The organism is Allobosea sp. P5_A5, from assembly GCF_056400625.1.
The window spans coordinates 676,471-701,092 of record NZ_JBFUKY010000001.1 but is presented as its reverse complement, the minus strand read 5'-3'; the positions used below and the strand labels follow the sequence as shown (position 1 = coordinate 701,092).

Here is a 24,622-nt window from a genome sequence, read left to right as displayed (position 1 = left end):
ACATGAACGCAGTCACCGGCCAGCCCGCTTCGCGACCCTATGATGTTGACGCCATCAGGCGGGATTTCCCCATCCTGTCCCGCGAGGTCTACGGCAAGAAGCTCGTCTATCTCGACAACGCCGCCTCGGCCCAGAAGCCGAACGTGGTGATCGATGCGATGACGAAGCTGATGCGCGAGGACTATTCCAACGTCCATCGCGGATTACATTATCTCGCGAACGCCTCGACCGAAGCCTATGAAGCCGCTCGCGAAAGCGCGCGTCGTTTCCTCAACGCGAAGCATTTGGAAGAGATCGTCTTCACGCGCTCTTCGACCGGCGCGCTGAACCTCGTCGCGTCGTCTTTGGGCCGGCATCTCGACATCGGCGAGGGCGACGAGATCATCATCTCGATCCTCGAACACCACTCCAACATCGTGCCTTGGCATTATTGGCGCGAGCGTCACGGCGCCGTGCTGAAATGGGCTGGCATCGACGAGGACGGCAATTTTCTGCTCGACACATTCGAGAAGCTGATCACGCCGCGGACCAAGGTCGTGGCGCTGACGCAAATGTCGAATGCAACGGGTACGATCATCCCGATCGCCGAAGTTGCGAAGATCTGCCATGCGCATGGCATCCCGCTGGTCGTCGACGGCAGCCAGGGCGCGGTGCATCTGCCGGTCGACGTGCAGACGCTGGGCTGCGATTTCTATGCCTTCACCGGCCACAAGACCTATGGGCCGACGGGCTCCGGTGTGCTCTGGGGCCGCAAGGAATGGCTCGACAAGCTGCCGCCCTATGAGGGCGGAGGCGAGATGATCGTGACCGTCACCGAGGACGCAGTGACCTATAACGACCCGCCGCATCGCTTCGAGGCCGGCACGCCGGCGATCGTTGAGGCCGTGGGGCTCGGCGTAGCGCTCGACTACATGATGGATCTCGGCCGCGAGAACATCGCGGCCCATGAGGCCAAGCTCGGCGCCTATGCGATGGAGCGTTTGGGCGAGATGAACTCGATCCGCGTCTTCGGCAAGGCCAAGGAAAAGGGTGCCATCGTCGCTTTCGAGATGAAGGGCGCCCATGCGCATGACGTCGCGACCGTGATCGACCGGGCCGGCGTTGCCGTCCGGGCCGGCACCCATTGCGCCATGCCGCTTTTGGCACGATATGGGGTGACGTCGACCTGCCGCGCCTCCTTTGGCCTCTACAATACGATGGACGAGGTCGACGCGCTGGTGGACGCCCTGCGTAAAGCCGAGAGCCTGTTCGCCTGACCGGGATTGCACATGATGACCGAGAGCACCACCGACGAGCTGAAGCCGAACCTGCCGACCATGGGCGTCGGCTCGACACTTCCGCCGGAGGAGATCGACCGGTTGACCGACGACATCGTCGCCGCGCTGAAAACCGTCTACGATCCAGAAATCCCTTCGGACATCTACGAACTCGGCTTGATCTACCGCGTCGATATCGCCGACGACCGGCAGGTCACAATCGACATGACCTTGACCGCGCCGGGCTGCCCGGTCGCCGGCGAAATGCCGGGTTGGGTCGAGAACGCGGTCAGCACCGTGCCGGGCATCGCGTCTGTGACGGTCAATATGACGTTCGATCCGCCTTGGGATCAGTCGCGCATGTCGGACGAGGCTCGCGTCGCGCTCGACATGTGGTGAGGCAGCGGCACGCGACCCGTCATTGCGAGGAGCGAAGCGACGAAGCAATCCAGGGGGACTTGCTCAAACGCATTTGCCGAGCCCCCTGGATTGCTTCGCTGCGCTCGCAATGACATCTCCTTGATGGATCGCATCTCATCGCTGCATTGGTCATGAGCTTGCGGGGCTGGCAGGAATGAGCGTGTTCACCGCCGGAGCGTGCCATGCCGAATTTAGCTTACGAGACCGTCGACGTTTTCACCGACAGGCCGTTCGGCGGTAATCAACTCGCGGTCTTTACCGATGCGCGTGGGCTCTCCGATGCGCAGATGCAGTCGCTTGCGGCAGAGATGAACTATAGCGAGACGACCTTCGTCCTTCCGCCGGACGATCCCGCCAACGATGCGCGCGTCCGCATCTTTACCCGCACCCATGAGATGCCGTTTGCCGGCCATCCCAATGTCGGCACTGCCTTCGTGCTGGCGCGCCATGGGCGCGACCGCGACGGCGTGCTGCGTTTCGAGGAGATCGCCGGTCTCGTCGAGGTCAAGGTCGAGCGAGACAGTACAGCAGCCGTTACGGGCGCGACGATCGCCGCGCCGCAGCCACTATCGACGAATATCGAACTGCCGGCCGAAGCGATCGCGGCCTGCGTCGGCCTTGCCGCCTCCGATATCGTTGTCACGAACCATCGGCCGATCCGCGCTTCGGTCGGCGTGTTCTTCGTGCTGGCGGAAGTCGGCGCCGAAGCGCTCTCCCGCGCAACGCCGGATCTCGGCCAGTTCCGCAGGGTGCGCGATGCGACACCGGGCCTGGAAGGGCGGTTCTCGCTGTTCGTCTACGCACGCGACGGCAAGATGATTCGCGCGCGCATGTTCGCGCCCATCAGCGGCACATGGGAAGATCCGGCGACAGGCAGCGCCAGTGCAACGGTCGCGGCCCTGCTGCTGTCGCTCGACGGTGGCGACGCCGCGCGGTTCACGCTGACGCAAGGTGTGGAGATGGGCCGGCCGAGCCTGCTGCACCTCACGGCGCGCCGGACCGAAGATGGCATCCGCGCGACGGTCGGCGGTGCCTGCGCGCCGATGTTCAGAGGCGAGGCGCTGTTATAGGCCGAGATCGGCTCTGACCCGCCGCGTCAGGCCGGCGGCGACGAGGCGATGGCTCTCGCGCAGATAGTCCTGCAGGGCGTCGTCCGGCATGGTCTCGGCCGACAACCACTGAATCCATTTCATGCCGCGTGATGCCAGATAAGGCGCCGGCCTCAGGCCCGGCTGCTCGCTGAGAATGTCGTAGGCGAGGGCCGAGCATTTGAAGCTCACCGCCATTTCGCCATCGTCCTGCTGCCGGCCGATCGCGAAGACCTTGTCGCCAACCTTCCAGACCTCGGCATCCCCCCACTGCACCACGCGATGCGCGGCGGGCAAAGTGGCGCAGAACGCGTTGTAAGCCGAAGGCGACATTCAGGCCTCAGTAGCTCTCGGCGTCGATTCCATGCCGGGCGGCGGCCGCGACGATCTGCGACCAGGTCTCGTCATCGAGGGGAATGCCGGCGGTTCCGCGCTCGGCCCGCATCTGCCGCTCCTTCTCGCCCGGGACGAGGACGGGGCGGGCAGGGTCTTGCGGCCTGGCTGCGTGAACGAAGGCGAGATAGCTTTCGATGCGGCTTTTGCGCAGGGTCTCATCGGGCTCCAGCCGCGCCGGATCGATGACGATCCCGAACAGCGAGTTGATGATCCAGGTCTTGGCCGGCTTCTGGTCGATACGGGCGGCGCCCATCAAACCCGCCGACAGCAGCTCGGCGATCAGCGAAAGCCCGGCGCCCTTATGATCGCCGAAAGGCAGCAGCGCGCCCAGCGGCAGATCGGGGATCGCCTGCGGGAAGACATGCGCCGGGTCGGTCGTCGGGCGCCCCTCGCCGTCGATGATGTAGCCGGGCGGCACCGGCTCGCCCTTGTTGAGTGCGACGCGCGCCTTGCCATGAGCCATTCGGCTGGTGGCAAAGTCGAGGATCAGCGGCTCTCCATCCGGCACGGGAATGCCGATGGCGTGCGGGTTCGTTCCGAAGCGGGCTTCCTTCGCCCCGAACGGCGCGACGATGGGCGGCCGCCCGGCGACATTGACCCAGAAAAACGAAATCAGCCCGGCCGCCGCCGCCACCTCTGCATAATGGCCGATACGGCCGATATGATGCGAATCGAGCAGGTTGACGATGGCGACGCCGCTCGTCCCAGCGATCGTGATGGCACGGTCGACCGCGTTGCGGGCATTCGGCTGCCCAAGGGCGATCTCGCCATCGACGATCAGGAAGGGCGGGGCCTCGAGGCGCACCTTGCCCTTCGACTCGACTTTCAGGTTTCCATCCGCGAGCGATTGGAAATAAAGCGGAATCATTCCGACGCCGTGGCTGTCATGGCCGCTCAGATTGGCCAGCACGAGGTGGCTGGCGGTCTCCTGCGCCTCAGCCTCGCTCCAGCCCGCCGCGACGACCATGTCGTGAACCAGCTTGTGCAGGGCTTCGGATTGATGAAGGCGGTAGCTCATGGCGCGGCAAATCCTGTTCGGGTTCGAACTGTGCACGAGCCACCCGGCCAGGCAATGCCGCCCGTGCCACGCCCCACCGGATCGCGCGTATAACACCGTCGCATCTCGACGCAAGCCTCCACAGTCCCTATCTTAGGGATACCGTCTTGCTTCACCGGGCCTTGAACCCGGTCGAGGAGGGAAAGCAATGTTCTCCATTCCAGGCCTCAAGGTCATCTCTCTGACCGATGCCGCTGCCGAACGCATCCGCCAGATCATGGCGGCGGCGGGCGCGGACGACCCGGCGCTCGGCCTCAGGGTCGGCGTCAAGAAGGGTGGCTGCGCTGGGATGGAATACACCTTCGAGATCGCGCGCGCGATCAACAAGGGCGACGACGTGGTCACCGAAAAGGACGCCACGGTGATCGTCGATGCCAAGGCGGTCCTCTTCCTGCTCGGCACGGAGCTCGACTTCAAGACGGACCGCTTTTCGTCGACCTTCGTCTTCAACAATCCGAACCAGGTCTCGGCTTGCGGCTGCGGTGAGTCCGTCGAGATCAAGCCGCGGAGCGAGAGCGCATTATCTGCGTAAGCCGGGGACGCGACAGGCAGATCGCTGCCCGCGCGAACCTGCAATCGCGTCAGGCGACGCGGCTCGCCATCTCGAAGCTTTCCTCGGTCGCGGTGCGATTGCGCCCGTCGCGTTTGGCCTGCATCAACGCCTGGTCGGCCCGGTCGACGAGTGAGCCCGAGGTGTCGCCACGGCGGTAGCTCGCCACGCCGAGCGAGATGGTGATGCGGCCGAGGTTCTCGTTGGTGGACCGCTTGATCAGTTCGCGCGTCAGCAAGGCCTGGCGCACTGTCTCCGCCCCGAACTTCCCGGCGATGATATCCGACTCGGGCAGGATGATCGCGAATTCCTCGCCTCCGAAGCGGCTGATGATCGCCTTGTCCTTGAACTTGTCCTTCATCGTACGCGCCACGAGGCGCAGCACCTGGTCGCCCGTGAGGTGGCCATGGGCGTCGTTGAAGCGTTTGAAGAAATCGATATCGGCCATGACCACCGCAAAAGGTTCGCGGCGCAGCGTCGCCTGATCGATCGACTTCTGCAGCATTTCCTCGAAATGACGGCGATTGGCCAGACCGGTCAGCGAATCGGTCAGGGCCTCCGCCCGGGTCGATTCCAGGGCCTCGCGGAGATTGCGGATTTCATTGGCGCTGTTGCGAAGCTCGGCTTCCAGCTGCGCCTTGCGGCTGACCTCCTCGCGGGTCGACATCACCAGCGCCTCGACCCATTCGCGCAGCTTCTGCCGGTCGGTCGTCGGCGGGACATCCTCCGACATCGCCGCAAGCCGGTCGTGGTAGAGCTCGCTGGAGCCGAGCGCCTTGTCGACCAGGGCCATCATGGCGTCGATCTCGCCCATGACCTGCAAGCTCGTTCTCTCAGCCTGCTTGGTGAAGCGCTCCGTGCTGACGAAGCGGTCGTAGAGGTTGTCGATGTCGGCCGCACCGACATGGCCCTCGCTGCCGGCGATGATGGCGTTCAACGCCATGCTGACGGACGGCATCTCGCCGCTGAGATGGGCGTACCAGACCTCGAATGCCCGGGGGTAGCTCGGCGAACCGTGCTGGCGCATCGCTGCGACGACTCGCTCGGCGAGTTCGTGCTGCGCGGAAACCTGGGCTTCGCTCATCTCAACGCCATCCCGTGCGAAGCGGGTCGCGGCTTTCGGCCACGTCAGCTTCGATCATTCAATCGAAGCGGGACATCCTGTCCGTATTAACGGCGGCATGCGCCCGTCCACCAAGGCGACTTCTGTCGCCCGGCAGACCAAGACTAAGCGGGGAGCAGTTAAGGACGTGTTGATGCCGCAGCGTCAGCCCAGGCGAACCGGGCGCAGCATGAAGGCCGGTACATGGTCTCCCAGGCCCTTCACCTTCGGGCCGTCATCATCGTCGTGGTCGCGGCGGTGGCGACGGCCGTCACGCTCATGCGCCTCAGTGCGAACGGCATCCTGGCCTTCGACGGGGAGGGGGCGTCGGCTCTGCTGCGGGCGCTGATCCTTGCGCTTCGGCTCCGGCCGATCCTCGCTCTGGCGCGGCGCGGCTTCGCGCGGCCCGGTCTCACGTTGCCCGGTCTCACGTTGCCTGGTCTCACGTGGCGCGGTCTCGCGCGGTGCGGCCTCGACCGGCTCGCTGCTCGGCCTGCTGCTGCGTTCGGGCCTTCCACGGCCACGGCCGCCGCTCGGGCGCTTCTCGTCGCGCCGACCGCGGCGTTCCTCCCGCGGCTCGCCGGGGGGCAGCGCGTCCAGCCCCTCGCCGTCGTAGGCGATGGGTATGCCGGTCAGCTTCTCGACCGCCGCGACGAGCTTCTCGTCATGGCGGGTGACGATGGTGAAGGCGGCACCCAGCCTGCCGGCCCGCCCGGTGCGGCCGATGCGATGGACATAATCCTCGGCATGGGTCGGCACATCGAAATTGAAGACATGGCTGACGGCGGGAATGTCCAGGCCGCGTGCGGCCACATCGGACGCGACGAGGATCGGATACTCGCCGGTGCGGAAGGATTCCAGCGCGGCCATGCGAGCATACTGATCCATGTCGCCATGCAGCGCCACGGCCGGAAAGCCGTGCTTGACCAGAGATTTGTGAAGCGTCGCGACATCGCGCTTGCGGTTGCAGAAGACGATCGCGTTCTGCAGGTCCGTCGCGCCCTTGATGAGCTTGCGCAGCGTCTCGCGCTTCTCGAAATCCTGGCCGTTCGAAGCCACCAGCCGCTGGGTGATGGTCGTTGCCGCCGTCGCGGGCCTGGAGGTCTCGATCCGGATCGGATTGTGCAGGAACTGCTCGGAAATACGGGTGATTTCCGGCGGCATTGTCGCGGTGAAAAACAAGGTCTGGCGCGTGAAAGGCACCAGCTTGCAGACCCGTTCGATGTCCGGGATGAAGCCCATGTCGAGCATGCGGTCGGCCTCGTCGATGACGAGGAGCTCGACGCCGGTCAGCAGAAGCTTGCCACGCTCGACATGGTCGAGAAGCCGGCCGGGTGTCGCGATCAGCACGTCGACGCCACGGGTGATCTTGGCATCCTGGTCGCCGAACGAGACGCCGCCTATCAGCAGCGCGACGGAGAGCTTCTGGTTGACGCCGTAGCGGGTGAAGTTCTCCTCGACCTGCGCCGCGAGTTCGCGGGTCGGCTCGAGGATGAGGGTCCGGGGCATCCGGGCGCGGGCGCGGCCGGTTTCCAGGATCGTCAGCATCGGCAGCGTGAAAGCCGCCGTCTTGCCCGTTCCGGTCTGGGCAATGCCCAGAACGTCCTTGCGGGCGAGCACATGCGGGATGGCCTGGGCCTGAATGGGGGTCGGTGTGGTATAGCCTGCGGCCGTGACGGCAGTCAGAACCTTTTCACTCAGGCCGAGTTCGGCAAATGACATTGCGTTAGCGCTTCTTCAGGGTCGGTGACATGCGGGCGGGATGACCTGCTCGACCGCTCGCTGGCGCGACAACTGGTTCTGCGCGCCTTCGGACTCGTGTGGAATGCCGAGAAAACAAGGCAAAGTCAATCTTCTAGCCTCGAAAGGACGTGTGTCCATCTCATGTCGGAGCCGCTTGTTCTCGTTCCCGGTCTCAGTTGCAACGCTGCGCTCTATGGGCCGCAGTGGAGCGCGCTTGCCGACGGGCGTCTCATTCTGGTGGCCGACCACGCCCGCGACGACACACTGGGAGCAATCGCGGACCGGCTTTTGGCGGCGGCGCCTGCTCGTTTCGCGCTCTGCGGCCTCTCGATGGGCGGCTACGTCGCGTTCGAGGTTCTGCGGCGCGCGCCGCAACGCGTCACCCGGCTGGCTCTTCTGGACACCAGCGCCAAGCCCGCGACGCCGGAAACCAACGATGCCCGCGTCCAGATGATCGCGCTGGCGGAGAAGGGTGCCTACGACAACGTCACGACCCTGCTGTGGCAGCGTCTGGTCGCGCCGGCCCGCCTCACCGACGAGCCCTTGCGGCTGCAGGTGCGCGCGATGGCCGACGCCGTGGGCGCGGCGGGTTTCGTGCGGCAGCAGAAGGCCATCATGGCAAGACCGGATTCGCGTCCTCTGCTCAGCGGCTTGGACAAACCAACGCTGGTCCTGGTCGGTGACGAAGACCAGATCACGCCGGTTGCCGAGGCGCAGGAAATGGCGGCTCTCCTCGGAAGCTCGGCCCGGCTGGAGATCGTGCCGCGATGCGGGCATCTGGCGACGCTGGAGGCGCCCGATCAGGTCACGGCCGCATTGGTGCGCTGGCTGGCCTGAACTCGGCCTCCGGCAAGCCGATTCAGCGCGGGAGAGCGCAGGGGTCGAGTTTGGTCTGGCTCGCCATCCGCCCGATCGAGCCGGTCGTCAGGGGATCGACAGGCTGGCGTTTCGAGGCTGCGAGCGTTGCCTGCGCCATCTGGTCTCGGTCGAGGCCCGGCATCCGGCTCGAGACGAAATTCGCGGCGATTACCGAGAGGAAGGCGATGGCGCCTGCCGCCTTGGCGATGTCGGCGGCCATGGTGCCGCGCTCGTTCTTCCAAAAGATGCTGACCAGACGCATCACGCGCTCCGCAGCCCGAATGACAGGCTCATCCCGTCACTATCAGGCAAAGCGGTAAAAGCTTGGTTAGCCAGGCCTTAGCGAGACAGTGCTAAATCGACGGGCTTTGCTTGCGCTCGACTGGCCCGGACAGAAGCTCCCCTGCCAGCAGCGCCCGATGCTGCCGGAACAGGCGCCGCACCGCCGCAAGCACCGCCGTGACCGCCGGGCGCTGGCGCGACACCTCATGCGACAGCAGGTAGATGTCGTCCCCCGTCGTCTCGGGGGGCGGTTCGATGCGGATGAGCGTGTCATCGGGATCCGCCATGAAACAAGGCGCCATCGACAGCGTGCCCGACAAGCGGATGCTCTCGTATCGGGCTGCGGAATCGCCGACACGGGCCGCGATCGGGCGGCCGGAAGCAAAGCGGCGGATGTGATCGTCGATGCGCGATGAGGTTTCGCGATTGACCGAGATGAGCGGCGCGGTGGTCGGATCGACGTCGCGCCGGCAATAAAGCGCCTGCATCAGCCGCCCGATCTTCTGCGCGTAGTGCCCGGCTTCCTGCGGTGGCCTGCTCATTCGCAAGGCGATGTCGGCTTCGCCGCGCGACAGATCGAGCCGCTCGCGCGTGCTGAGGATCACGATCTCGACGCCGCCGGCCCAGGCCGAGATGGTCGTCGCGTGCCGGGTCAGGAACAGGCTGATCGAAGTCGTGGCGGTGACGCGAACCGGCGCGTCAGGCTCACGGCGGGCGGCCGCTGCCCGGGCTTGAAAACGCTGCATCGCCGCCCCGACCTGTCCAGCTTCGGCGGCCAGGGTCAGGCCGATGGCCGTCGGCACAAGCCGGTTGGCCGCGCGCGTGAAAAGCGGCAGCCCGAGGTCACGTTCAAGCGCCTTCAGCCGACGCGTGACCGTCGCCTCGCTCAGGCCGAGCCGCGCCGCCGCCAGGGCCATCGACCCGCCGACGGCGATCGCGTCGAAGATCCGGACATCGTCCCAGCCGGGCGGTGCCAGATCGCCGTTGCGTCGAGATGCAGGTGCAGAAGGCTCGGCCATGGTCTCAGCGGCCAATCGGTCTCGATCGTCGGGGCAGGGCGGTCGCGGAAGGAGAAGCTTTGCTTGGCCATGAGCCGACCTTGCCTGCGACGCTGGCGCCTTGCACCCCGGCAGGCCCGCCGATCAGCCCCGCAGAACTGTCGGGCTCGCCGCTCACAGATCGATCAACTCGGCGGCGAAAGCCGCCCGCTCCTGAATGAAGGCGAAGCGAGCCTCGGGCTTGTTGCCCATCAGTCGTTCCACGGTATCGGAGGCTTCCTCCTTGTTTTCGTGATCGACCATGACCTTGAGCAGGATCCGCTTGGCCGGGTCCATCGTGGTTTCCTTGAGCTGCGCCGGCATCATCTCGCCGAGGCCTTTGAAGCGCGAGATCTCCGGCTTCTTGCCCTTGAACACCGTCTCGATCAGCTCGTCCTTATGGGCATCGTTGCGGGCATAGACGCTCTTTCCGCCATGCTGCAGACGATAGAGCGGTGGCACCGCAAGGTAGAGATGTCCCTTCTCGATCAGCCTCGGGGTCTGGCGCCAAAAGAAGGTGACGAGCAGGGAGGCGATATGGGCGCCGTCGACATCCGCGTCGGTCATCACGATGACCTTCTCATAGCGGAGATCGTCCTCGCGAAACTGGGCGCCGATGCCGCAGCCGAGCGCCAAAATGAGATCGGCGAGCTGCTGGTTGGCATGCAGCTTTTCACGCGTCGCATTGGCGACGTTGAGGATTTTGCCTCGCAGCGGGAGGATGGCCTGGTTGGCGCGGTTGCGCGCCTGCTTGGCCGAGCCGCCGGCCGAGTCGCCCTCGACGATGAACAGTTCCGAGCCGGCTGCACCTGCATTCGAGCAGTCGGCGAGCTTGCCCGGCAGCCGCAGCTTGCGCGTCGCGGTCTTGCGGGAGACCTCCTTTTCGAGGCGCCGGCGCAGCCGCTCCTCCGCCCGGTCCACCGACCAGTCGAGCAGCCGCAGCGCTTGCTGCGGCGCGGCGGCAAGCCAATGGTCGAAGGCGTCGCGCACGGCGTTCTCGACGATGCGGGAGGCCTCGAGCGTCGCGAGCTTATCCTTGGTCTGGCCCTGGAATTCCGGCTCGCGGATGAAGACCGAGAGCATGGCGGCGCAGGTCGCCATCACGTCGTCGGAGGTGACCTGCGCCATACGCTTCGATTGGCCGATGCGCTCGGCATGGTCGCGCAGGCCACGCAGCAGCGCGATGCGCAGGCCTTGCTCATGCGTCCCGCCCTCGGGCGTCGGGATGGTGTTGCAATAGGAGGAGGCGAAGCCGTCCTCTCCCGTTGCGAGCCAGGCGATGGCCCATTCCAGCGAACCATGTCCGCCGTCCTTGGTGATCTTGCCTGAAAAGATCGGCTCGGCGACGAGATCCTTGCCCTCGATCTCGCGGCCGAGATAGTCGCGCAGGCCTCCGGGAAAGCGGAAGACTGCCTCGGCGGTGACGTCGCCCTCCGGCTTCAGCAGGGCCGGAGCGCAGCGCCACCGAATCTCGACGCCGCCGAACAGATAGGCCTTCGAGCGAGCCATGCGAAACAACCGCGCCGGATCGAACCGAGCCAGTTCGCCGAAGATCTGCGCGTCCGGATGAAAGGTGATTTTGGTGCCACGCCGGTTGGCGACCGGCCCCACGGTTTCCAGTGGCCCTTGCGGTGCGCCGCGCGAAAAGCTCTGCCGATACAGCGTCTTGGCGCGAGCCACCTCGACATCGAGACGGTCGGACAAGGCGTTGACCACTGACACGCCGACGCCGTGCAGGCCGCCCGAGGTCTCATACGCCTTGGAGTCGAATTTTCCACCGGCATGCAGCGTGGTCATGATGACCTCGAGTGCCGATTTGCCGGGAAATTTCGGATGCGGGTCGACCGGAATGCCGCGTCCATTATCGGTCACCGCCAGCGAGCCGTCCTCGAACAGCTCCACTTCGATGAAGCTGGCATGGCCGGCGACCGCCTCGTCCATCGAATTGTCGATGACTTCCGCGAAGAGATGGTGGAGCGCGCGTTCGTCGGTGCCGCCGATATACATGCCGGGGCGACGCCGTACCGGCTCAAGCCCCTCGAGAACCTCGATCGCCGATGCGTCGTAGCTGGCTTCTGACAAGGTACCGTTGCGCGGCTGCGAAGGCGCGGGCGCGCGGGCGATTTTTACAGGTTGGCCGGCGGGGGCAGGCGCCGCGGCCTGCGGCACCACGGCTGCCGGCCGTTCGGGTTCCGCCCCGAAGAGATCGTTCTCCACCATCGCGCGAAATGCTTCCCGATTCGTAAGAGGCGATCCTACAGCATCGATCCGTTCGATGCGCTGTCGCGGCCGCTTATACCCGGCCGTAGCCTGTAGAAAAACCGGTCGCGCTGTTTTGTCAGCAGGCCCGCGATACCGTCATCTCCCGGTCACCATAAAGGGTGAGCCTCAGTGCAGGAACTTCGCTCATTCAGCCAGCGTTAAGTGCGGCGGGCAGAGACTGCAGTCAATCAGATGGCTTCCCAATCCGCCCCGGCGGGTTAGGATAGCAAAAAGACGGGGGATACGTCATGAGGTCGCGTCATTCGGTGCCTTTGGCCAGCATGGCCGGGTTGGAACGCTCGGCTCGGTTGGCCGGTGAGAGTTTCGGTTTCGAGGATGTGCGGGCGCTTCCGAGCGATCGCTCGGATTTCGGCTCGCGTTGGCTCTGGTTGACAGCGGCGCTGATCGCGGCGGTCGGGCTCGCAGCGCTTCATTTCGCCTGATCTGGAGGCCGTCTGTCGCGTCATTCGCGCCTGACCGGCAAAGCCAAATATCAACCTTTCGACGATAACGCTGCGGCCGGGAGTGCCTGCATGCGTTGCGTCATCGTCAGCGATTTCGGCTCGGTCAATGGCGGCGCCGCGAAGGTCGCGATCGAAAGCGCGCGCGGACTGGCCGAGACTGGTGTCGATATCGTCTTCGCCTGCGCGATCGGCCCGGTATCGGCGCGACTGGATCATCCGCGCATTGCGGTCGAACGGCTTGACGGCCAGGATATCTGGCAGGTCGGTAACAAGATTGCCGCGGCCAAGCAGGGCATCTGGAACGACCGGGCCTACGCTTTCCTGACGACGCTGCTGGCGCGTCAGCCGCGCGGCACATTGGTTCATCTGCATCAATGGACGAAGGCCTTCAGCCCGGCCGCCCTCGCAGCCGCTGGCGAAAGCGGGCTGCGCGTCGCGATCACGCTGCACGACTATTTTTCCTTCTGCCCGACCGGGGGCTATTTCGACTTCAAGGCGAACGCGCCCTGCAGCCTGCAGCCGATGTCGCTGGGTTGCGTCTGCCGAAATTGCGACCGGGCCTCCTATGTTCACAAGCTGGTCCGGGTCGCGCGGCAATGGCGGTCGAACGGCGCCCTGCGGGCGGTGCCGGCGCCACTCTTCATCCATGTCAGCGATTTCGCCCGCCGCTTCGCCGCGCCGTTCCTGCCGGAGGGCGCCGGGCATGTCGTCGTTGAGAACATGATGGAGGCGCCGCGCCGCGAGCCGGCCGCTGTCGCCGGCAACCGGCACGCGCTGTTCCTGGGACGCTTCACGCAGGAGAAGGCCGGTGACGTTCTGGCGGCCGCCGCAGGCCGCGTCGGGATGCCCGTCCGGTTCGTCGGCGAGGGGCCCTTGAAGGCGCGCATCGCCGAGGTCAATCCGCAGGCGGAGATACGCGATTGGGTTCCCGCCGATCATGTCTTCGACGAGATCGCGCAGGCGCGTTGTCTGGTGCTGCCGTCGTTGTGGTTCGAGCCGGGGCCGCTGGTCGTCGCGGAAGCGCGATCCCTCGGCGTGCCCGTCGTGCTCGCCCGAACGACCGGTCCGGCGAGCTGGGTGCGCGACGGGGAAGACGGCCTGCTCGTCGACGGCGGTGATGTCGATGGACTGGCAGATGCACTGCGCCGTCTCCAGGACGATGCCGTGGCCGCCGCGATGGGCAAGGCCGCGTATCAAGGCTATTGGGCGGATCCCTTGACGACCGCGCGCCATGTCCAGCGAACCATCGAGGCCTATCGTCTGGTCATGTTCGACGCGATGGCCGTCCTGCCGGGCTGAGACGGCTCGCTCCAGAAACATTTCGTCCACGCGAACGAAAAAACCGGGGCATCGCTGCCCCGGCATTCAGGTGGGCCGCAACGCATGCGGCCGGGAGGAAGGGCGAGCCGGCGACATTCGCCGGCTGCAATCCTCAGTAGGAGTAGTACATCGCGAACTCGACCGGGTGCGGCGTCATCTCGAAACGCGCCACATCCTGCATCTTGAGCTCGATATAGCTCTCGATGAAGTCGTCGTTGAAGACGCCGCCGGCCTTGAGATAGGCGTTGTCCTTCTTGAGCGACTCCAGCGCCTCGCGAAGCGAACCGCAGACGGTCGGGATCTTCTTCAGCTCGCGCGGCGGCAGGTCGTAGAGATCCTTGTCCATCGCCGGGCCGGGATCGATCTTGTTCACGATGCCGTCGAGGCCGGCCATCAGCATGGCCGCGAAGGCGAGGTAGGGGTTCGCCATCGGATCGGGGAAGCGAACCTCGACGCGCTTGGCCTTGGGCGAGGTCGTCCACGGAATACGGCAGGAGGCCGAGCGGTTGCGGGCCGAATAGGCCAGCAGCACCGGCGCCTCATAGCCGGGGACCAGGCGCTTGTAGGAGTTGGTCGACGGGTTGGTGAAGGCGTTCAGGGACTTGGCGTGCTTAATGATGCCGCCGATGTACCAGAGGCACTCCTGCGACAGGTCGGCGTATTTGTTGCCGGCCATCGTGGGCTTGCCGCCCTTCCAGATCGACTGGTGGACGTGCATGCCCGAGCCGTTGTCGCCATAGATCGGCTTCGGCATGAAGGTCGCGGTCTTGCCGTAGCTCTGCGCGACGTTGTGGATGCAGTACTTGTAGACCTGCATCGTGTCGGCCATCAGCGTCAGCGTGTCGAACTTCAGGCCGAGCTCGTGCTGGGCGGAGGCGACCTCGTGGTGGTGCTTCTCGACCTTGGCGCCCATCGCGGCCATGGCAGCCAGCATCTCGCCGCGCATGTCCTGCGCCGAATCCTGCGGCGGGACGGGGAAGTAGCCGCCCTTGGTGGCGATGCGGTGGCCGAGATTGCCGCCCTCGTAGTCGGTCATGCCGTTGGTCGGCAGCTCGACGTTATCCAGCTTGAAGCCGGTGTTGTAGGGGTCGGCCGCGATCTTGACGTCGTCGAAGACGAAGAATTCGGCTTCCGGGCCGATATAGATCGTGTCGCCGATACCGGTCGACTTCAGATAGGCCTCGGCCTTCTTGGCGATGCTGCGCGGGTCGCGGCCATAGGGCTCGCCGGTGGCGGGCTCGAGCACGTCGCAGGTGATGACCATGGTCGAGGCCGAGAAGAACGGGTCCATCACGGCCGTCGTCGGGTCCGGCATCAACAGCATGTCGGATTCGTTGATGGCCTTCCAGCCGGCGATCGAGGAGCCGTCGAACATCGTGCCCTCGGCGAAGATGTCCTCGTCGATCATGGTGACGTCGAAGGTCACGTGCTGCCACTTGCCGCGCGGGTCGGTGAAGCGGAAGTCGACGTATTTGACGTCGTTGTCCTTGATCGCCTGTAGGACATCCTTGGCGCTTTGCATGGTCAGCATTCCTCTGTCAGCAGATTCTCGAACTCGCGGGCCGAAATCGGGTCAAACTGGCCCGGCCGCCCTCGATCCATTGATGCGTGGGAGACGGCCTAGATCGCGTCCGCGCCGGACTCGCCCGTGCGGATGCGGATCGCCCCCTCGACGCTCGATACAAATATCTTGCCATCGCCGATGCGACCCGTCTGAGCCGCCTTCATGATGGCCTCGATCGCGCGCTCGACCAGGTCGTCGCCGAGCACGATCTCGATCTTCACCTTCGGCAGGAAGTCGACGACGTATTCGGCTCCGCGATAGAGTTCGGTATGGCCCTTTTGACGCCCGAAGCCCTTCGCTTCCAGCACCGTGATGCCCTGAAGCCCGACCTCCTGAAGCGCTTCCTTCACCTCGTCGAGCTTGAAGGGCTTGATGATCGCTTCGATCTTCTTCATGCGCCGACAGGCCTCCTTTGCGCTTCGATCCTCGGGCTCGCCTGCATCCAGCAAGCCCGCGTCAGCATTCGAATTCGATATTGCTCTTAGCATCGGCGTCCGCCCCCCGCTATGCGCGACCGCCGAAGAGATCGCCTGATCATCAGGCACAAAACAGCACTTAAATTCAGCAATCGCCCAATGGATGAGCAATTAGGTCGATATACAGCTTGTTGCGCGGCAGGCGTGAGATCGCGATCATGCCACCCGGCGGTGCGGAGAGCGGAATGGATCATTCGAAATTGGTCGTTCTCACGACACAGCAAATGAAGGCTGTGGACCGCCTCGCAGCCGAGGCCGGCACAGCCGGAATCGTCCTGATGGAGCGAGCGGGACTGGCTGTCGCGGAGGCAGCGCTACGCCGCTCCGGCAGCGAAATCGGATCGGCGCCCGTCGTAATCCTGTGCGGACCCGGCCATAACGGTGGCGATGGCCTGGTCGCGGCGCGAATCCTCCGCGAACGGGGCCTTGCGGTCCATGTCGGCTTGCTATGCGACCCGCACGCGCTCACCGGCGACGCGGCATTGGCGTGGCGATCGTGGCAGGGCCCGGTGGAGCCGGTTCGCGATGTACTGTCGATCGATGCGGGACTGTTCATCGACGCCCTGTTCGGCGCCGGTCTCAACCGCCCGCTCGACGGGGATGCCGCGGCAGCCGTTCAGCATTTGGCTCAGAGCGGACGCCCGATCGTCGCCGTGGACGTACCGAGCGGTCTGAATGGCGATACAGGGCTTGCGGCCGGTCCGGTCGCGCGGGCGTCCGAGACCGTCACCTTCTTCCGGCTGAAGCCCGGCCATCTCCTGCTGCCCGGCCGGGATCTCTGCGGCGCGGTGACCCTTGCCGACATCGGCATTTCGGCTGGGTTGTTGGACACGGTCGGCCCGACGACCTTTCGGAATAGCCCGGCGCTCTGGGCAGGCGCCTGGCCTGTCCATGGCCTGGCTTCCCATAAATACACGCGTGGCGCGGTTGCGGTGCTGGCGGGCGGTGTCGCGGGCGTCGGCGCACCTCGCTTGAGCGCCCGGGCTGCGATGAGGATCGGGGCGGGGCTGGTCACGATCCATTGCGACCCGTCCGCCTTGGCGGTTCATGCCGCTCGCGGGCCGGATGCACTGATGCAGCGTGCGCTGCCGGATGCCGATGCGCTGGAAGACGTGCTCGCAGATCGGCGGCTCGCCGCGATATTGGCCGGGCCGGCGCTCGGCCTCGACCAGCGCGCTGAAGATCTGATCTTGCGCGTGGCCCGAAGCGGCAAGCCGGCCGTCTTCGATGCCGATGCGCTGACGGTTCTCGGGCGATCAGGCAGCGCGATAAGAATTCTGTCGGGCAGGACAACCACCGTCCTTACGCCACATGAAGGCGAGTTCGCGAGATTGTTTGGCACGATCCCGGCCGTCATAGCGCACTCTTCCAAGCTTGAACGCGCCCGCGAAGCCGCCGCCCTGTCCGGCAGCGTCGTCGTCTACAAAGGCGCCGACACCATCATCGCGGCGCCCAATGGACGGGCCGCGATCAATGCCACCGGTACAGCGGCGCTGGCGACGGCCGGGTCGGGGGATGTCCTGGCCGGGCTGATCGCTGGTTTGCTCGGGCAGGGGATGCCGGCCTTCGAGGCGGCCGCGGCCGCAGTCTGGCTGCATGGACGCGCAAGCGTGGATCTGGGTTTCGGCCTCATTGCCGACGATCTTCCGGAGGCTGTCGCGCGTATCGTGGCGCGCGCTGACCCAAGGCGCTCGCGCTGACATCGGTAAGCCAACAAAAAAGGCCCGCCTCGCGGCGGGCCTTTGTCGATGCGGGACGCTCAGGTCCCGGAATAGGTCACGGCCGGCGCAGCGTTGAGCTGGTCCTTGGTCATGTTGATCTTGCCATGGTCAGGATACATCGCCGGGGCTCTCGGCGCGGCGGCAGTGGTCGCCGGGGCGGGCGCCATGCCGCCGGAAGTGCCTGTCGTGCCCGTTCCGGCAGCGCCGCCAGCAGGGGCCGCAGGCGCAGGCGCGGCCATCGCCATCGGCTGGTCGCTCCACGTCACCTGGTCGAACGGAATGGCGACATCTTTGGAGCCGATGCCGAGGAAGCCTCCGACGCCGACGGTGACCATATCGATCTTGCCCGTCTTGTCGAAGATGACTTCGGTCACATCGCCGACTTTCTTGTCGTCGGGACCGTAGATATCGACGCCCATCAGCTTCGACGCCCGCCATTTGCCCTGGCCGGCCAGATTATTCTCCGGAGCCTTCGTCTGGGTCGATGCCGCTGGCGCCGTCGAAGACGAGGGCGGGTTCGGTGCGCTGGTCTGCGCGAACGCAGCGCCAGCCAGCAGCGAGGCAGTCAAGGTTGCAAGTGCGAGATTGCGACGGATCATCGTATCCTCCTTGAGAGAAAGAGAAAGCTATGTGAGATCAACAATCGGCGCGGCGTTTTGTTCACTACATTGTCGGCATACGCGCATAACACGTCAGTTTTGACCAAGAGAAATTGCTCCCGGCGCCACATCCGGTCTCGCGAATGCGTTTGACTTGCTTAAGGCGCTCGGCCGTGATCTTTTAATGCGATGGGAACGCGTCCGTGTCGGGTCTGTTCCAGGGAAACCGCGCAATGTCCGAAGCGTTCCAGATTTTGCTCAACGATGCACAGGTTGCGGCGCTCGACCGCTATATCGTGGACCAGGGCTGCGCTCTCTCCCGCGAGAATGCGCTGGCCGCAATCGTGGCCAACTGGGCGGATCACCAAAGGTCGCGGCCCGATGAGGTCGACGAGGGTCTGAGGCCGGACGAGCTTAATGCGAGCAACGATCTTTAAGCGGCCAAAGAAGCAGCAGGGGTATTAGTCCTCGGCGTCGTCGCGGCGGAGCTCGAAAGCAAGCATCGCCTCCGCGATCGCCTGCAACTCGCGATCCTTGTCGGCTGTATCCGGCTGGCCGTTGAGTTCTCGAACGCGCTGCTGCGCCCGGTCGTAGTCTTCCTCGGTATGAATCGTGATCGGCTCTTTCACTTTTCCCTCCCATCCGAAACCTTGGCGCGACCACTGTGCCAGCGATCGAGGGCTGCGCCCAGCGCGTGGAGTTCCTGATCCTCGGATTCGCTTCGCGCGGAGCTCTTCAGGCTCGTGAACCGCTGCTCCGCCATCGCGCAGTCCTCGTCGGTCTCGATCTGGAAAACCGGGTGCGCCTGATCTCCATTCCCTTCATGATGGACTTGAGTCCGCATTGAAGCCTCCATGTCTCCGGAGTGGACATGGGAACTACCCCTGAAAACGCCGGCTGTTCCCTAAACGCTTAAGGCTCTGGCAATCCGAATGCGGCTTGATGCGATGGCGCGCGGGGCTCCATGACCAAACTTGTCGTATCGGTTCTTTTCTGCGGCATCGTTTTGATGCCTCATCAGGCGAGCGCCTTCTGGCGTCGCTCGCAGGTCTCGATGTGTTCGGACGCGGTAAGCGACGCCGAGCGGATGCGCCATCGCTGCTGGGAGCTCGATCCCTATCTCGATCCCGGCTGGCCGGCCCTAGGCTTGGGGGGAGGCCTGTATTCCGGGCGTGGTGGATATGAGCGGAAGGGTCTTCCTCTCCCACCCGGCCCGCCGATGATCGGCAAGGGCATTACGCGCCGCTTGGGCTGATTGCAGGGCAGACCCTGTCAGTGGCATATGCCAGGCCGAACGGCTAGAGCAGGTGATCGCGACGGGCATTCAGCATGGAAATCCTGGCCGGCTTTGCATTCCTGACGCTGTTTTGCGGCAGCGCGCTCTGCGGCGCGATGCTTCGCGACAGGCTCGCGGAGCATCATCTGTCGAAAGAAAACATGGACGCGCTGCGCCTCGTGACGGGGTTGCTCGTCACCTTCGCGGCGCTGGTGCTCAGCTTGCAGTTGTCGGCGGGGCGCCAGGCATTCGACAGCGCCGATCGGAACCGCTCGCTTTATGCAGGGCGCCTCGCCAATCTGGACCAGTGCCTGCGCGATCTGGGGCCGCAGATGGACGAGGCGCGCCAGCTTCTGCGGCAATACACGGCCTCCGTGATCGCCAGCACATGGCCGTCCGAGGTGCCGCCGGTCGTGCCCGGCATGCCCGATATCCGACGCATGGCGATCACTGGCGAGAACCCTAATCTCGGCGCCTTGATGAGCAATGTCGGCCGCAGGATCGATGCCGTGAACCCCGACGATCCGGCAGCACGTAAGATCGCAGCGCGGTGCAGAGGCGATTATGCCTCGGTCCAGCAAAGCCGCTGGGCCGTGATCGAGGATGCGCAAAGACCGTCCGGCGGACTCTTCACCGGTATCGTCAGCTTCTGGCTGGCGCTGGTGTTCCTCAGCTTCGGCTTGCAGGTACCGCGCAAGCGTCTGGGCGGCATCGTGCTGGCCATCGGCGTTGTCTCGATCGCGAGCGTGATGTTCGTGATCGTCGATCTGGCCGCGCCTTACAGCGGCATCTTCGGCATCCCCAGCACAGCGATGCGGAATGCCCTGACGGACATGGCCCGTTAGCCGTTTGGCCGCGATGCCGTTCACGATGTCGACGAATGCATCAGTTGCGATCGGCTGAAGCACGCGCGCCGAATACTTGACGTTGCGTCGTATCTCGCAATCAACAGCGTAAAGCTTGGGGCGTTCAATTTTCCATATTTGCTTTAGCTTCGAATGCCTCAGTTTGGAATCATTTCAAAGAAAAACTATACTTGTTGACACCGTGCGGGGGCGGGAATCTAAGCCTGCGAGCGACCGGCTCTCAATCCTTTCCCGGTCGAAGAGCCGAAAGGTTGCTCCATGGCATTGCGTTCCCCCTCCGTCCTCCGTGCTGGCTTGCTGGCGCTTGCATTGGCCTCGGCCGGCTCGGCCCACGCCCAGGACGGCATCACGGTCTACAACGCGCAGCACGAGAGCCTGACCAAGGCCTGGGCTGACGGGTTCACCAAGGAAACCGGCATCAAGGTGACGATCCGCAAGGGTTCCGACACCGAACTGGCGAACCAGATCGTGCAGGAAGGGGCAAACTCCCCGGCCGACGTTTTCGTCACCGAGAATTCCCCGGCGATGGTCCTGGTCGAGAAGGCCGGCCTGTTCGGCGAGCTGCCGAAGGACGTGCTCAACGAGGTGCCGGCGCAGTTCCGCCCGCAGAGCGGCCGCTGGACGGGCGTCGCGGCCCGCAGCACCGTCTTCGCCTACGACAAGCGTAAGCTCAAGGAAGCCGATCTGCCAAAGTCGATGCTCGACCTCGCGGACGCGAAGTGGAAGGGTCGCTGGGCAGCCTCGCCGTCGGGGGCCGACTTCCAGGCCATCGTCGGCGCGCTGCTCGTGCTCAAGGGCGAGAAGGTGACCGGCGACTGGCTGAAGGCGATGAAGGCGAACTCGACCGCCTATCGCGGCAACAGCGTCGCCATGAAGGCCGTCAATGCCGGCGAGGTCGAAGGCGCGGTGATCTACCACTACTATTATTTCGGCGACCAGGCGAAGACCGGCGAGAACAGCGGCAACGTGGCGCTGCACTATTTCCGCCATCAGGATCCGGGCGCCTTCCTCAGCACCTCGGGCGCCGGCGTGCTCGCTTCGAGCAAGCACAAGAAGGAAGCCGAAGCCTTTGTGAAGTGGATGGCCGGCAAGCATGGCCAGGCCGTGCTGCGTGACGGCGACTCCTTCGAATACGCCATCGGCAACGGCGAGGCTTCGAACGCCAAGCTCGAGCCGATCGCCAAGCTCGGCGCGCCCAAGGTCGAGCCCTCCCAGCTCGACAGCAAGAAGGTGACCGAGCTGATGACGGCCGCCGGCCTGCTCTGACCTCTCGGCTTGTCCGGGAGCGACGCTGCGTTCGCGCTGCGTCACTCCCGATCTGCCTGACACCATGCCCCCGACGATGACCCTTCTGTCGCTCAATCTCGACCGAGCCGGTGTCGATGCCCGTCAGTCTCCGCTGAGGCTGCGCCGGAACCTGCATGTCGGCAACCGGTCCATGGCGGTGTTGGCGGGGTTCGTCGCGGCAATCGCGCTGCTGCCGGTCTGCTTCATCGGCTGGATCGCCTTCGAGACCGGTTGGACGGCGGCGCTCGCAATGCTCTGGCGGCCGCGTGTTGCCGAGCTGCTCGCCAACACGGTGCTGCTCGAACTCTGCACGCTGCCGCCGACGATCCTGCTCGCGGTGGCGCTGGCTTGGCTGACCGAGCGTAGCGACATGCCGGCGGCCCGGTTCGTTTCCTGGCTCGCGGTCGCGCCGTTGGCGGTGCCCGCCTTCGTCCAGTCCTATGCCTGGATCGGGCTGTTTCCCTCGCTGCACGGCCTGCCGGCCGCAGTGCTGGTCTCGGTGCTGGCCTACCTCCCATTTCTCTATCTGCCGGTGCTGGCGCAGATGCGCCGGCTCGACCCGGCGCTGGAACATGCCGCGGCCTCGCTGGGGCAGCCGGGCTTCGCGGTCTTCCGGCGTGTCGTGCTGCCGCAATTGCGCCTGGCGATCTGCGGCGGTGGCCTGCTCGTCGGCCTCCATCTGCTCGCGGAATACGGGCTTTACGCCATGATCCGCTTCGACACCTTCACCACCGCGATCATCGACCAGTTCCAGTCGAGCTATAGCGGGCCGGCCGCCAACATGCTGGCCGGCGTGCTGGTGCTTAGCTGTCTCGGGCTCATCGGGCTTGAATGGGTGTTGCGAGGGCAGTCGCGTTACGCCCGGTTGGGTTCCGGCGCGCCGCGTCCGGTGTCTCGCATGCAGCTTCGCCGCTGGCGCTATCCGGTGTTGGCGCTGCCCGCCGTGCTGGCGGCGATGGCTCTTGGCGTTCCCGCCTACACGCTCGGCCGCTGGCTGCTCGCGGGCGGCGTGAGCGGCTGGCTCGACGCCGGGCTCATCAGTGCGCTGGCGCAGACGCTCGGCTATGCGATCGGCGGTGCCGTGGTGACGGTGCTGGCGGCTCTGCCGATGGCCTGGCTCTCGGTGCGGTCGCCGGGCAAGCTCTCGCGCGCCCTTGAAAGCTGTCACAGCTATCTTGGCGCGCTACCGGGCGTCGTGATCGCACTCGCGCTGGTGACGGTGACGGTGCGGGTCGCGCTGCCGCTCTACCAGACGGTCGCGACCGTGCTGATCGCCTACGCTCTCATGTTCCTGCCACGCGGACTGGTCGGCTTGCGCGCCGGCATCGCGCAGGTGCCCGTCGAACTGGAGCGTGCGGCGCAGGCGCTGGGCCGCAGCCCCACTAGCGCCCTCTTCGCGGTAACGATTCCGCTGGCGGCGCCGGGCGTGGCGGCGGCGATGGCGCTGGTCGCGATGGGCGTCGCGACCGAACTCACCGCGACGCTGCTCCTCGCCCCGAACGGCAGCCGGACGCTGGCGACGGAATTTTGGGCGCTGACCAGCGAACTCGACTATGGGCGCGCCGCGCCTTATGCGGTGCTAATGATCCTCCTGTCGCTGCCCATGACCGCGATCCTGCATCTGCAGTCGCGTCGCGCCACCGGCGCATGACACTGCTTGCGATCGCCGGTGTCTCCAAGCGCTACGGCGCTACGGTTGCGCTCGACCGGGTCGATCTCACCCTCACGGTCGGGGCGCGGCTGGCGGTGGTCGGCCCCTCGGGCTCCGGCAAGACGACGCTGCTCCGGATCATCGCCGGCTTCGAGGCGCCCGACGAGGGCGGAGTCTCGCTGCAGGGCATATGCGTCGCCGACGGCCCCGCCATCGCGCCCGCTCATCGGCGCCGCATCGGTTATGTCGCGCAGGACGGCGCGCTGTTCCCGCATCTCGACGTAGCCGGTAATATCGGCTTCGGCCTGCCTTCGGACGAGCCCGACAGAGCGGCACGGCTGCGGGAATTGGTCTCGCTTGTCGAGCTGGACGAGCGGATGCTGTCGCGCAAGCCGCACGAGCTCTCCGGCGGCCAGCAGCAACGTGTCGCTCTGGCGCGGGCGATGGCACGCAAGCCGCTCGTGATGCTGCTCGACGAGCCATTCTCGGCACTCGACGCCGGACTGCGCGACAGCGTGCGGCAGGCGGTGGCGCGTGTGCTGGCGCAGGCCGGGATTGCGGCGGTTCTCGTGACGCACGACCAGAATGAGGCGCTGTCCTTCGCCGAGCAACTGGCGGTGATGCGCGATGGGCGCATCGCGCAGGCCGGCATTCCCCGGGACCTCTACTGGCGGCCGGCCGACGAGCGGACGGCGCTCTTTCTGGGCGAGGCGGTGCTGCTGGAGGCCGAACTGGATCAAGGCAGCGTCGCTTGCGCGCTGGGTAGGCTTCAGGCCGAAACCGGCTCACGTCGGGGCAGGGGGCGGATTATGCTGCGACCGGAGCAGATCGAAGTCGCGACGGTTCCTGTCCAGAGCGGGCGGCGCGGCACTGTCCTGAGCATTGCCTTCTCGGGCTCTCAGAGCACGGCAGAGATCGCCCTCGACGACGGCCTGCAAGCCCCGTTCAAGGCTCGTGTCTCCGGCATCGAACTGCCTTCGCCGGGGCAGGCGGTCTTCGTGACGGTCAAGGGCATGGCCCATCCGCTGCCCCTCACGGGCGACCCGGACGATCCTTCGCGGTGAACTCGCCCGTCTGAGTGTTGACCCGGCGGATGGACCTCCGTATGTCACGCCGCGTGAGGGCGGGTAGCTCAGTGGTAGAGCACGTGACTTTTAATCATGTGGTCGTGGGTTCGATACCCACCCCGCTCACCACTTTTACTTATATCTAGCAATGACTTAGGCCGACATCGGATTAGCTGGCCGAGGAATTGCGCGCTCTGGGGGAACATTTGGGGGAACTTTTCGGCGGGGGATCGGGCGCGACTCAGTCCAGCGCCCTGCCCGGCTGAGGCCATCTGAGTTG

At 65.4% G+C, this 24,622-nt stretch carries 26 protein-coding genes and 1 tRNA gene; 16 read left to right on the top strand and 11 right to left on the bottom strand.

Annotated features, from left to right (window positions below; all coding sequences use genetic code 11):
• Positions 1-2: 2 nt before the first annotated feature.
• The 3 genes from AC1DR6_RS03400 to AC1DR6_RS03390 all read left to right on the top strand — a co-directional run bounded on the left by AC1DR6_RS03400 (position 3) and on the right by AC1DR6_RS03390 (position 2,746).
• Positions 3-1,256: a cysteine desulfurase gene (locus AC1DR6_RS03400; protein WP_476827756.1), complete on the top strand. Its 1,254-nt coding sequence runs from the start codon at positions 3-5 to the stop codon at positions 1,254-1,256.
• A 15-nt stretch (positions 1,257-1,271) separates the two neighbouring features.
• The gene (locus tag AC1DR6_RS03395) at positions 1,272-1,655 is read left to right on the top strand and encodes an SUF system Fe-S cluster assembly protein (protein ID WP_476827755.1); all 384 of its coding nucleotides are present in this window, start codon (positions 1,272-1,274) and stop codon (positions 1,653-1,655) included.
• A 203-nt stretch (positions 1,656-1,858) separates the two neighbouring features.
• Positions 1,859-2,746: a PhzF family phenazine biosynthesis protein gene (locus AC1DR6_RS03390; RefSeq protein ID WP_476827754.1), complete on the top strand. Its 888-nt coding sequence runs from the start codon at positions 1,859-1,861 to the stop codon at positions 2,744-2,746.
• Here the strand turns inward: AC1DR6_RS03390 and AC1DR6_RS03385 are convergent.
• Both AC1DR6_RS03385 and AC1DR6_RS03380 read right to left on the bottom strand, forming a co-directional pair.
• Positions 2,741-3,097 carry an MmcQ/YjbR family DNA-binding protein gene (locus AC1DR6_RS03385; protein WP_476827753.1) on the bottom strand — a complete coding sequence of 119 codons (357 nt, stop codon included), beginning with the start codon at positions 3,095-3,097 and terminating at the stop codon, positions 2,741-2,743. The genes AC1DR6_RS03390 and AC1DR6_RS03385 overlap by 6 nt on opposite strands.
• Positions 3,098-3,104: 7 nt before the next feature.
• Positions 3,105-4,178, bottom strand: a complete 1,074-nt coding sequence (locus AC1DR6_RS03380) for a malate/lactate/ureidoglycolate dehydrogenase (protein WP_476827752.1) — start codon at positions 4,176-4,178, stop codon at positions 3,105-3,107.
• 187 nt (positions 4,179-4,365) lie between these two features.
• Here AC1DR6_RS03380 and AC1DR6_RS03375 point away from each other — a divergent pair, with 187 nt between their 5' ends.
• A complete protein-coding gene (locus tag AC1DR6_RS03375) occupies positions 4,366-4,749 on the top strand; it encodes a HesB/IscA family protein (protein ID WP_476827751.1) in 384 nt (127 codons plus the stop codon).
• Positions 4,750-4,798: 49 nt separating this feature from the next.
• Here the strand turns inward: AC1DR6_RS03375 and AC1DR6_RS03370 are convergent, their stop codons facing one another.
• Positions 4,799-5,851 (bottom strand): GGDEF domain-containing protein, encoded by a 1,053-nt coding sequence (locus tag AC1DR6_RS03370; RefSeq protein ID WP_476827750.1) that lies wholly within the window; start codon positions 5,849-5,851, stop codon positions 4,799-4,801.
• A gap of 183 nt (positions 5,852-6,034) precedes the next feature.
• Positions 6,035-7,591 carry a DEAD/DEAH box helicase gene (locus AC1DR6_RS03365; protein WP_476827749.1) on the bottom strand — a complete coding sequence of 519 codons (1,557 nt, stop codon included), beginning with the start codon at positions 7,589-7,591 and terminating at the stop codon, positions 6,035-6,037.
• Positions 7,592-7,753: 162 nt separating this feature from the next.
• Between AC1DR6_RS03365 and AC1DR6_RS03360 the strand changes: the two genes are divergently transcribed.
• Positions 7,754-8,449 (top strand): alpha/beta fold hydrolase, encoded by a 696-nt coding sequence (locus tag AC1DR6_RS03360; RefSeq protein ID WP_476827748.1) that lies wholly within the window; start codon positions 7,754-7,756, stop codon positions 8,447-8,449.
• A 22-nt stretch (positions 8,450-8,471) separates the two neighbouring features.
• Here the strand turns inward: AC1DR6_RS03360 and AC1DR6_RS03355 are convergent, their stop codons facing one another.
• The 3 genes from AC1DR6_RS03355 to parE form a co-directional block, all read right to left on the bottom strand.
• Positions 8,472-8,732: a hypothetical protein gene (locus tag AC1DR6_RS03355; protein ID WP_476827747.1), complete on the bottom strand. Its 261-nt coding sequence runs from the start codon at positions 8,730-8,732 to the stop codon at positions 8,472-8,474.
• Between the two features lie 91 nt (positions 8,733-8,823).
• Positions 8,824-9,786, bottom strand: coding sequence for a LysR family transcriptional regulator (locus AC1DR6_RS03350; RefSeq protein ID WP_476827746.1), 963 nt, complete (start codon positions 9,784-9,786; stop codon positions 8,824-8,826).
• Positions 9,787-9,924: 138 nt separating this feature from the next.
• Positions 9,925-12,009: a DNA topoisomerase IV subunit B gene (gene parE, locus AC1DR6_RS03345; RefSeq protein WP_476827745.1), complete on the bottom strand. Its 2,085-nt coding sequence runs from the start codon at positions 12,007-12,009 to the stop codon at positions 9,925-9,927.
• A 290-nt stretch (positions 12,010-12,299) separates the two neighbouring features.
• On the opposite strand from parE, the gene AC1DR6_RS03340 reads away from it, so the two are divergent.
• Together AC1DR6_RS03340 and AC1DR6_RS03335 are read left to right on the top strand one after the other, a co-directional pair.
• A complete protein-coding gene (locus tag AC1DR6_RS03340) occupies positions 12,300-12,494 on the top strand; it encodes a hypothetical protein (protein ID WP_476827744.1) in 195 nt (64 codons plus the stop codon).
• Between the two features lie 90 nt (positions 12,495-12,584).
• Complete coding sequence (locus tag AC1DR6_RS03335) at positions 12,585-13,814, top strand: glycosyltransferase family 4 protein (RefSeq protein ID WP_476827743.1); 1,230 nt, start codon at positions 12,585-12,587, stop codon at positions 13,812-13,814.
• A gap of 133 nt (positions 13,815-13,947) precedes the next feature.
• Here the strand turns inward: AC1DR6_RS03335 and glnA are convergent, their stop codons facing one another.
• Positions 13,948-15,357, bottom strand: a complete 1,410-nt coding sequence (gene glnA, locus AC1DR6_RS03330) for a type I glutamate--ammonia ligase (protein WP_476827742.1) — start codon at positions 15,355-15,357, stop codon at positions 13,948-13,950.
• A gap of 98 nt (positions 15,358-15,455) precedes the next feature.
• Complete coding sequence (locus AC1DR6_RS03325; protein WP_476827741.1) at positions 15,456-15,794, bottom strand: P-II family nitrogen regulator; 339 nt, start codon at positions 15,792-15,794, stop codon at positions 15,456-15,458.
• Positions 15,795-16,033: 239 nt separating this feature from the next.
• Here AC1DR6_RS03325 and AC1DR6_RS03320 point away from each other — a divergent pair, with 239 nt between their 5' ends.
• A complete protein-coding gene (locus AC1DR6_RS03320) occupies positions 16,034-17,575 on the top strand; it encodes an NAD(P)H-hydrate dehydratase (protein ID WP_476827806.1) in 1,542 nt (513 codons plus the stop codon).
• Positions 17,576-17,634: 59 nt separating this feature from the next.
• Here AC1DR6_RS03320 and AC1DR6_RS03315 read toward each other — a convergent pair whose 3' ends face one another.
• Complete coding sequence (locus AC1DR6_RS03315; RefSeq protein ID WP_476827740.1) at positions 17,635-18,195, bottom strand: PRC-barrel domain-containing protein; 561 nt, start codon at positions 18,193-18,195, stop codon at positions 17,635-17,637.
• Between the two features lie 203 nt (positions 18,196-18,398).
• Between AC1DR6_RS03315 and AC1DR6_RS03310 the strand changes: the two genes are divergently transcribed.
• Entirely contained in the window at positions 18,399-18,632 is a 234-nt protein-coding gene (locus AC1DR6_RS03310) for a hypothetical protein (protein WP_476827739.1), read from the top strand.
• 24 nt (positions 18,633-18,656) lie between these two features.
• On the opposite strand, the gene AC1DR6_RS03305 is transcribed toward AC1DR6_RS03310, so the two are convergent.
• Positions 18,657-18,824 (bottom strand): hypothetical protein, encoded by a 168-nt coding sequence (locus tag AC1DR6_RS03305; protein ID WP_476827738.1) that lies wholly within the window; start codon positions 18,822-18,824, stop codon positions 18,657-18,659.
• Positions 18,825-18,859: 35 nt separating this feature from the next.
• On the opposite strand from AC1DR6_RS03305, the gene AC1DR6_RS03300 reads away from it, so the two are divergent.
• The 7 genes from AC1DR6_RS03300 to AC1DR6_RS03270 all read left to right on the top strand — a co-directional run bounded on the left by AC1DR6_RS03300 (position 18,860) and on the right by AC1DR6_RS03270 (position 24,471).
• Entirely contained in the window at positions 18,860-19,042 is a 183-nt protein-coding gene (locus tag AC1DR6_RS03300) for a hypothetical protein (protein ID WP_476827737.1), read from the top strand.
• Between the two features lie 117 nt (positions 19,043-19,159).
• A complete protein-coding gene (locus AC1DR6_RS03295; RefSeq protein ID WP_476827736.1) occupies positions 19,160-19,450 on the top strand; it encodes a hypothetical protein in 291 nt (96 codons plus the stop codon).
• A gap of 74 nt (positions 19,451-19,524) precedes the next feature.
• Positions 19,525-20,316 carry a bestrophin-like domain gene (locus AC1DR6_RS03290; RefSeq protein ID WP_476827735.1) on the top strand — a complete coding sequence of 264 codons (792 nt, stop codon included), beginning with the start codon at positions 19,525-19,527 and terminating at the stop codon, positions 20,314-20,316.
• A gap of 279 nt (positions 20,317-20,595) precedes the next feature.
• Positions 20,596-21,603, top strand: a complete 1,008-nt coding sequence (locus AC1DR6_RS03285; protein WP_476827734.1) for an iron ABC transporter substrate-binding protein — start codon at positions 20,596-20,598, stop codon at positions 21,601-21,603.
• A gap of 64 nt (positions 21,604-21,667) precedes the next feature.
• Positions 21,668-23,275, top strand: coding sequence for an ABC transporter permease (locus AC1DR6_RS03280; RefSeq protein WP_476827733.1), 1,608 nt, complete (start codon positions 21,668-21,670; stop codon positions 23,273-23,275).
• Entirely contained in the window at positions 23,272-24,339 is a 1,068-nt protein-coding gene (locus AC1DR6_RS03275; protein WP_476827732.1) for an ABC transporter ATP-binding protein, read from the top strand. Before AC1DR6_RS03280 ends, AC1DR6_RS03275 begins: the two co-directional genes overlap by 4 nt.
• Positions 24,340-24,396: 57 nt before the next feature.
• Positions 24,397-24,471: transfer RNA gene (locus AC1DR6_RS03270), tRNA-Lys, on the top strand.
• The last annotated feature ends 151 nt before the right edge of the window (positions 24,472-24,622 follow it).

Bases quoted from the DNA above. Each gene is read 5' to 3' on its own strand.
- AC1DR6_RS03315 (WP_476827740.1), bottom strand. From the start codon at position 18,195: ATGATCCGTCGCAATCTCGCACTTGCAACCTTGACTGCCTCGCTGCTG.
- glnA (WP_476827742.1), bottom strand. From the start codon at position 15,357: ATGCAAAGCGCCAAGGATGTCCTACAGGCGATCAAGGACAACGACGTC.
- AC1DR6_RS03365 (WP_476827749.1), bottom strand. From the start codon at position 7,591: ATGTCATTTGCCGAACTCGGCCTGAGTGAAAAGGTTCTGACTGCCGTC.
- AC1DR6_RS03380 (WP_476827752.1), bottom strand. From the start codon at position 4,178: ATGAGCTACCGCCTTCATCAATCCGAAGCCCTGCACAAGCTGGTTCAC.
- AC1DR6_RS03375 (WP_476827751.1), top strand. From the start codon at position 4,366: ATGTTCTCCATTCCAGGCCTCAAGGTCATCTCTCTGACCGATGCCGCT.
- AC1DR6_RS03320 (WP_476827806.1), top strand. From the start codon at position 16,034: ATGCCACCCGGCGGTGCGGAGAGCGGAATGGATCATTCGAAATTGGTC.
- AC1DR6_RS03370 (WP_476827750.1), bottom strand. From the start codon at position 5,851: ATGAGCGAAGCCCAGGTTTCCGCGCAGCACGAACTCGCCGAGCGAGTC.
- AC1DR6_RS03335 (WP_476827743.1), top strand. From the start codon at position 12,585: ATGCGTTGCGTCATCGTCAGCGATTTCGGCTCGGTCAATGGCGGCGCC.
- AC1DR6_RS03385 (WP_476827753.1), bottom strand. From the start codon at position 3,097: ATGTCGCCTTCGGCTTACAACGCGTTCTGCGCCACTTTGCCCGCCGCG.
- AC1DR6_RS03285 (WP_476827734.1), top strand. From the start codon at position 20,596: ATGGCATTGCGTTCCCCCTCCGTCCTCCGTGCTGGCTTGCTGGCGCTT.
- AC1DR6_RS03400 (WP_476827756.1), top strand. From the start codon at position 3: ATGAACGCAGTCACCGGCCAGCCCGCTTCGCGACCCTATGATGTTGAC.
- AC1DR6_RS03390 (WP_476827754.1), top strand. From the start codon at position 1,859: ATGCCGAATTTAGCTTACGAGACCGTCGACGTTTTCACCGACAGGCCG.
- AC1DR6_RS03395 (WP_476827755.1), top strand. From the start codon at position 1,272: ATGACCGAGAGCACCACCGACGAGCTGAAGCCGAACCTGCCGACCATG.
- AC1DR6_RS03360 (WP_476827748.1), top strand. From the start codon at position 7,754: ATGTCGGAGCCGCTTGTTCTCGTTCCCGGTCTCAGTTGCAACGCTGCG.
- AC1DR6_RS03275 (WP_476827732.1), top strand. From the start codon at position 23,272: ATGACACTGCTTGCGATCGCCGGTGTCTCCAAGCGCTACGGCGCTACG.
- parE (WP_476827745.1), bottom strand. From the start codon at position 12,009: ATGGTGGAGAACGATCTCTTCGGGGCGGAACCCGAACGGCCGGCAGCC.
- AC1DR6_RS03355 (WP_476827747.1), bottom strand. From the start codon at position 8,732: ATGCGTCTGGTCAGCATCTTTTGGAAGAACGAGCGCGGCACCATGGCC.
- AC1DR6_RS03295 (WP_476827736.1), top strand. From the start codon at position 19,160: ATGACCAAACTTGTCGTATCGGTTCTTTTCTGCGGCATCGTTTTGATG.
- AC1DR6_RS03340 (WP_476827744.1), top strand. From the start codon at position 12,300: ATGAGGTCGCGTCATTCGGTGCCTTTGGCCAGCATGGCCGGGTTGGAA.
- AC1DR6_RS03280 (WP_476827733.1), top strand. From the start codon at position 21,668: ATGCCCCCGACGATGACCCTTCTGTCGCTCAATCTCGACCGAGCCGGT.
- AC1DR6_RS03325 (WP_476827741.1), bottom strand. From the start codon at position 15,794: ATGAAGAAGATCGAAGCGATCATCAAGCCCTTCAAGCTCGACGAGGTG.
- AC1DR6_RS03290 (WP_476827735.1), top strand. From the start codon at position 19,525: ATGGAAATCCTGGCCGGCTTTGCATTCCTGACGCTGTTTTGCGGCAGC.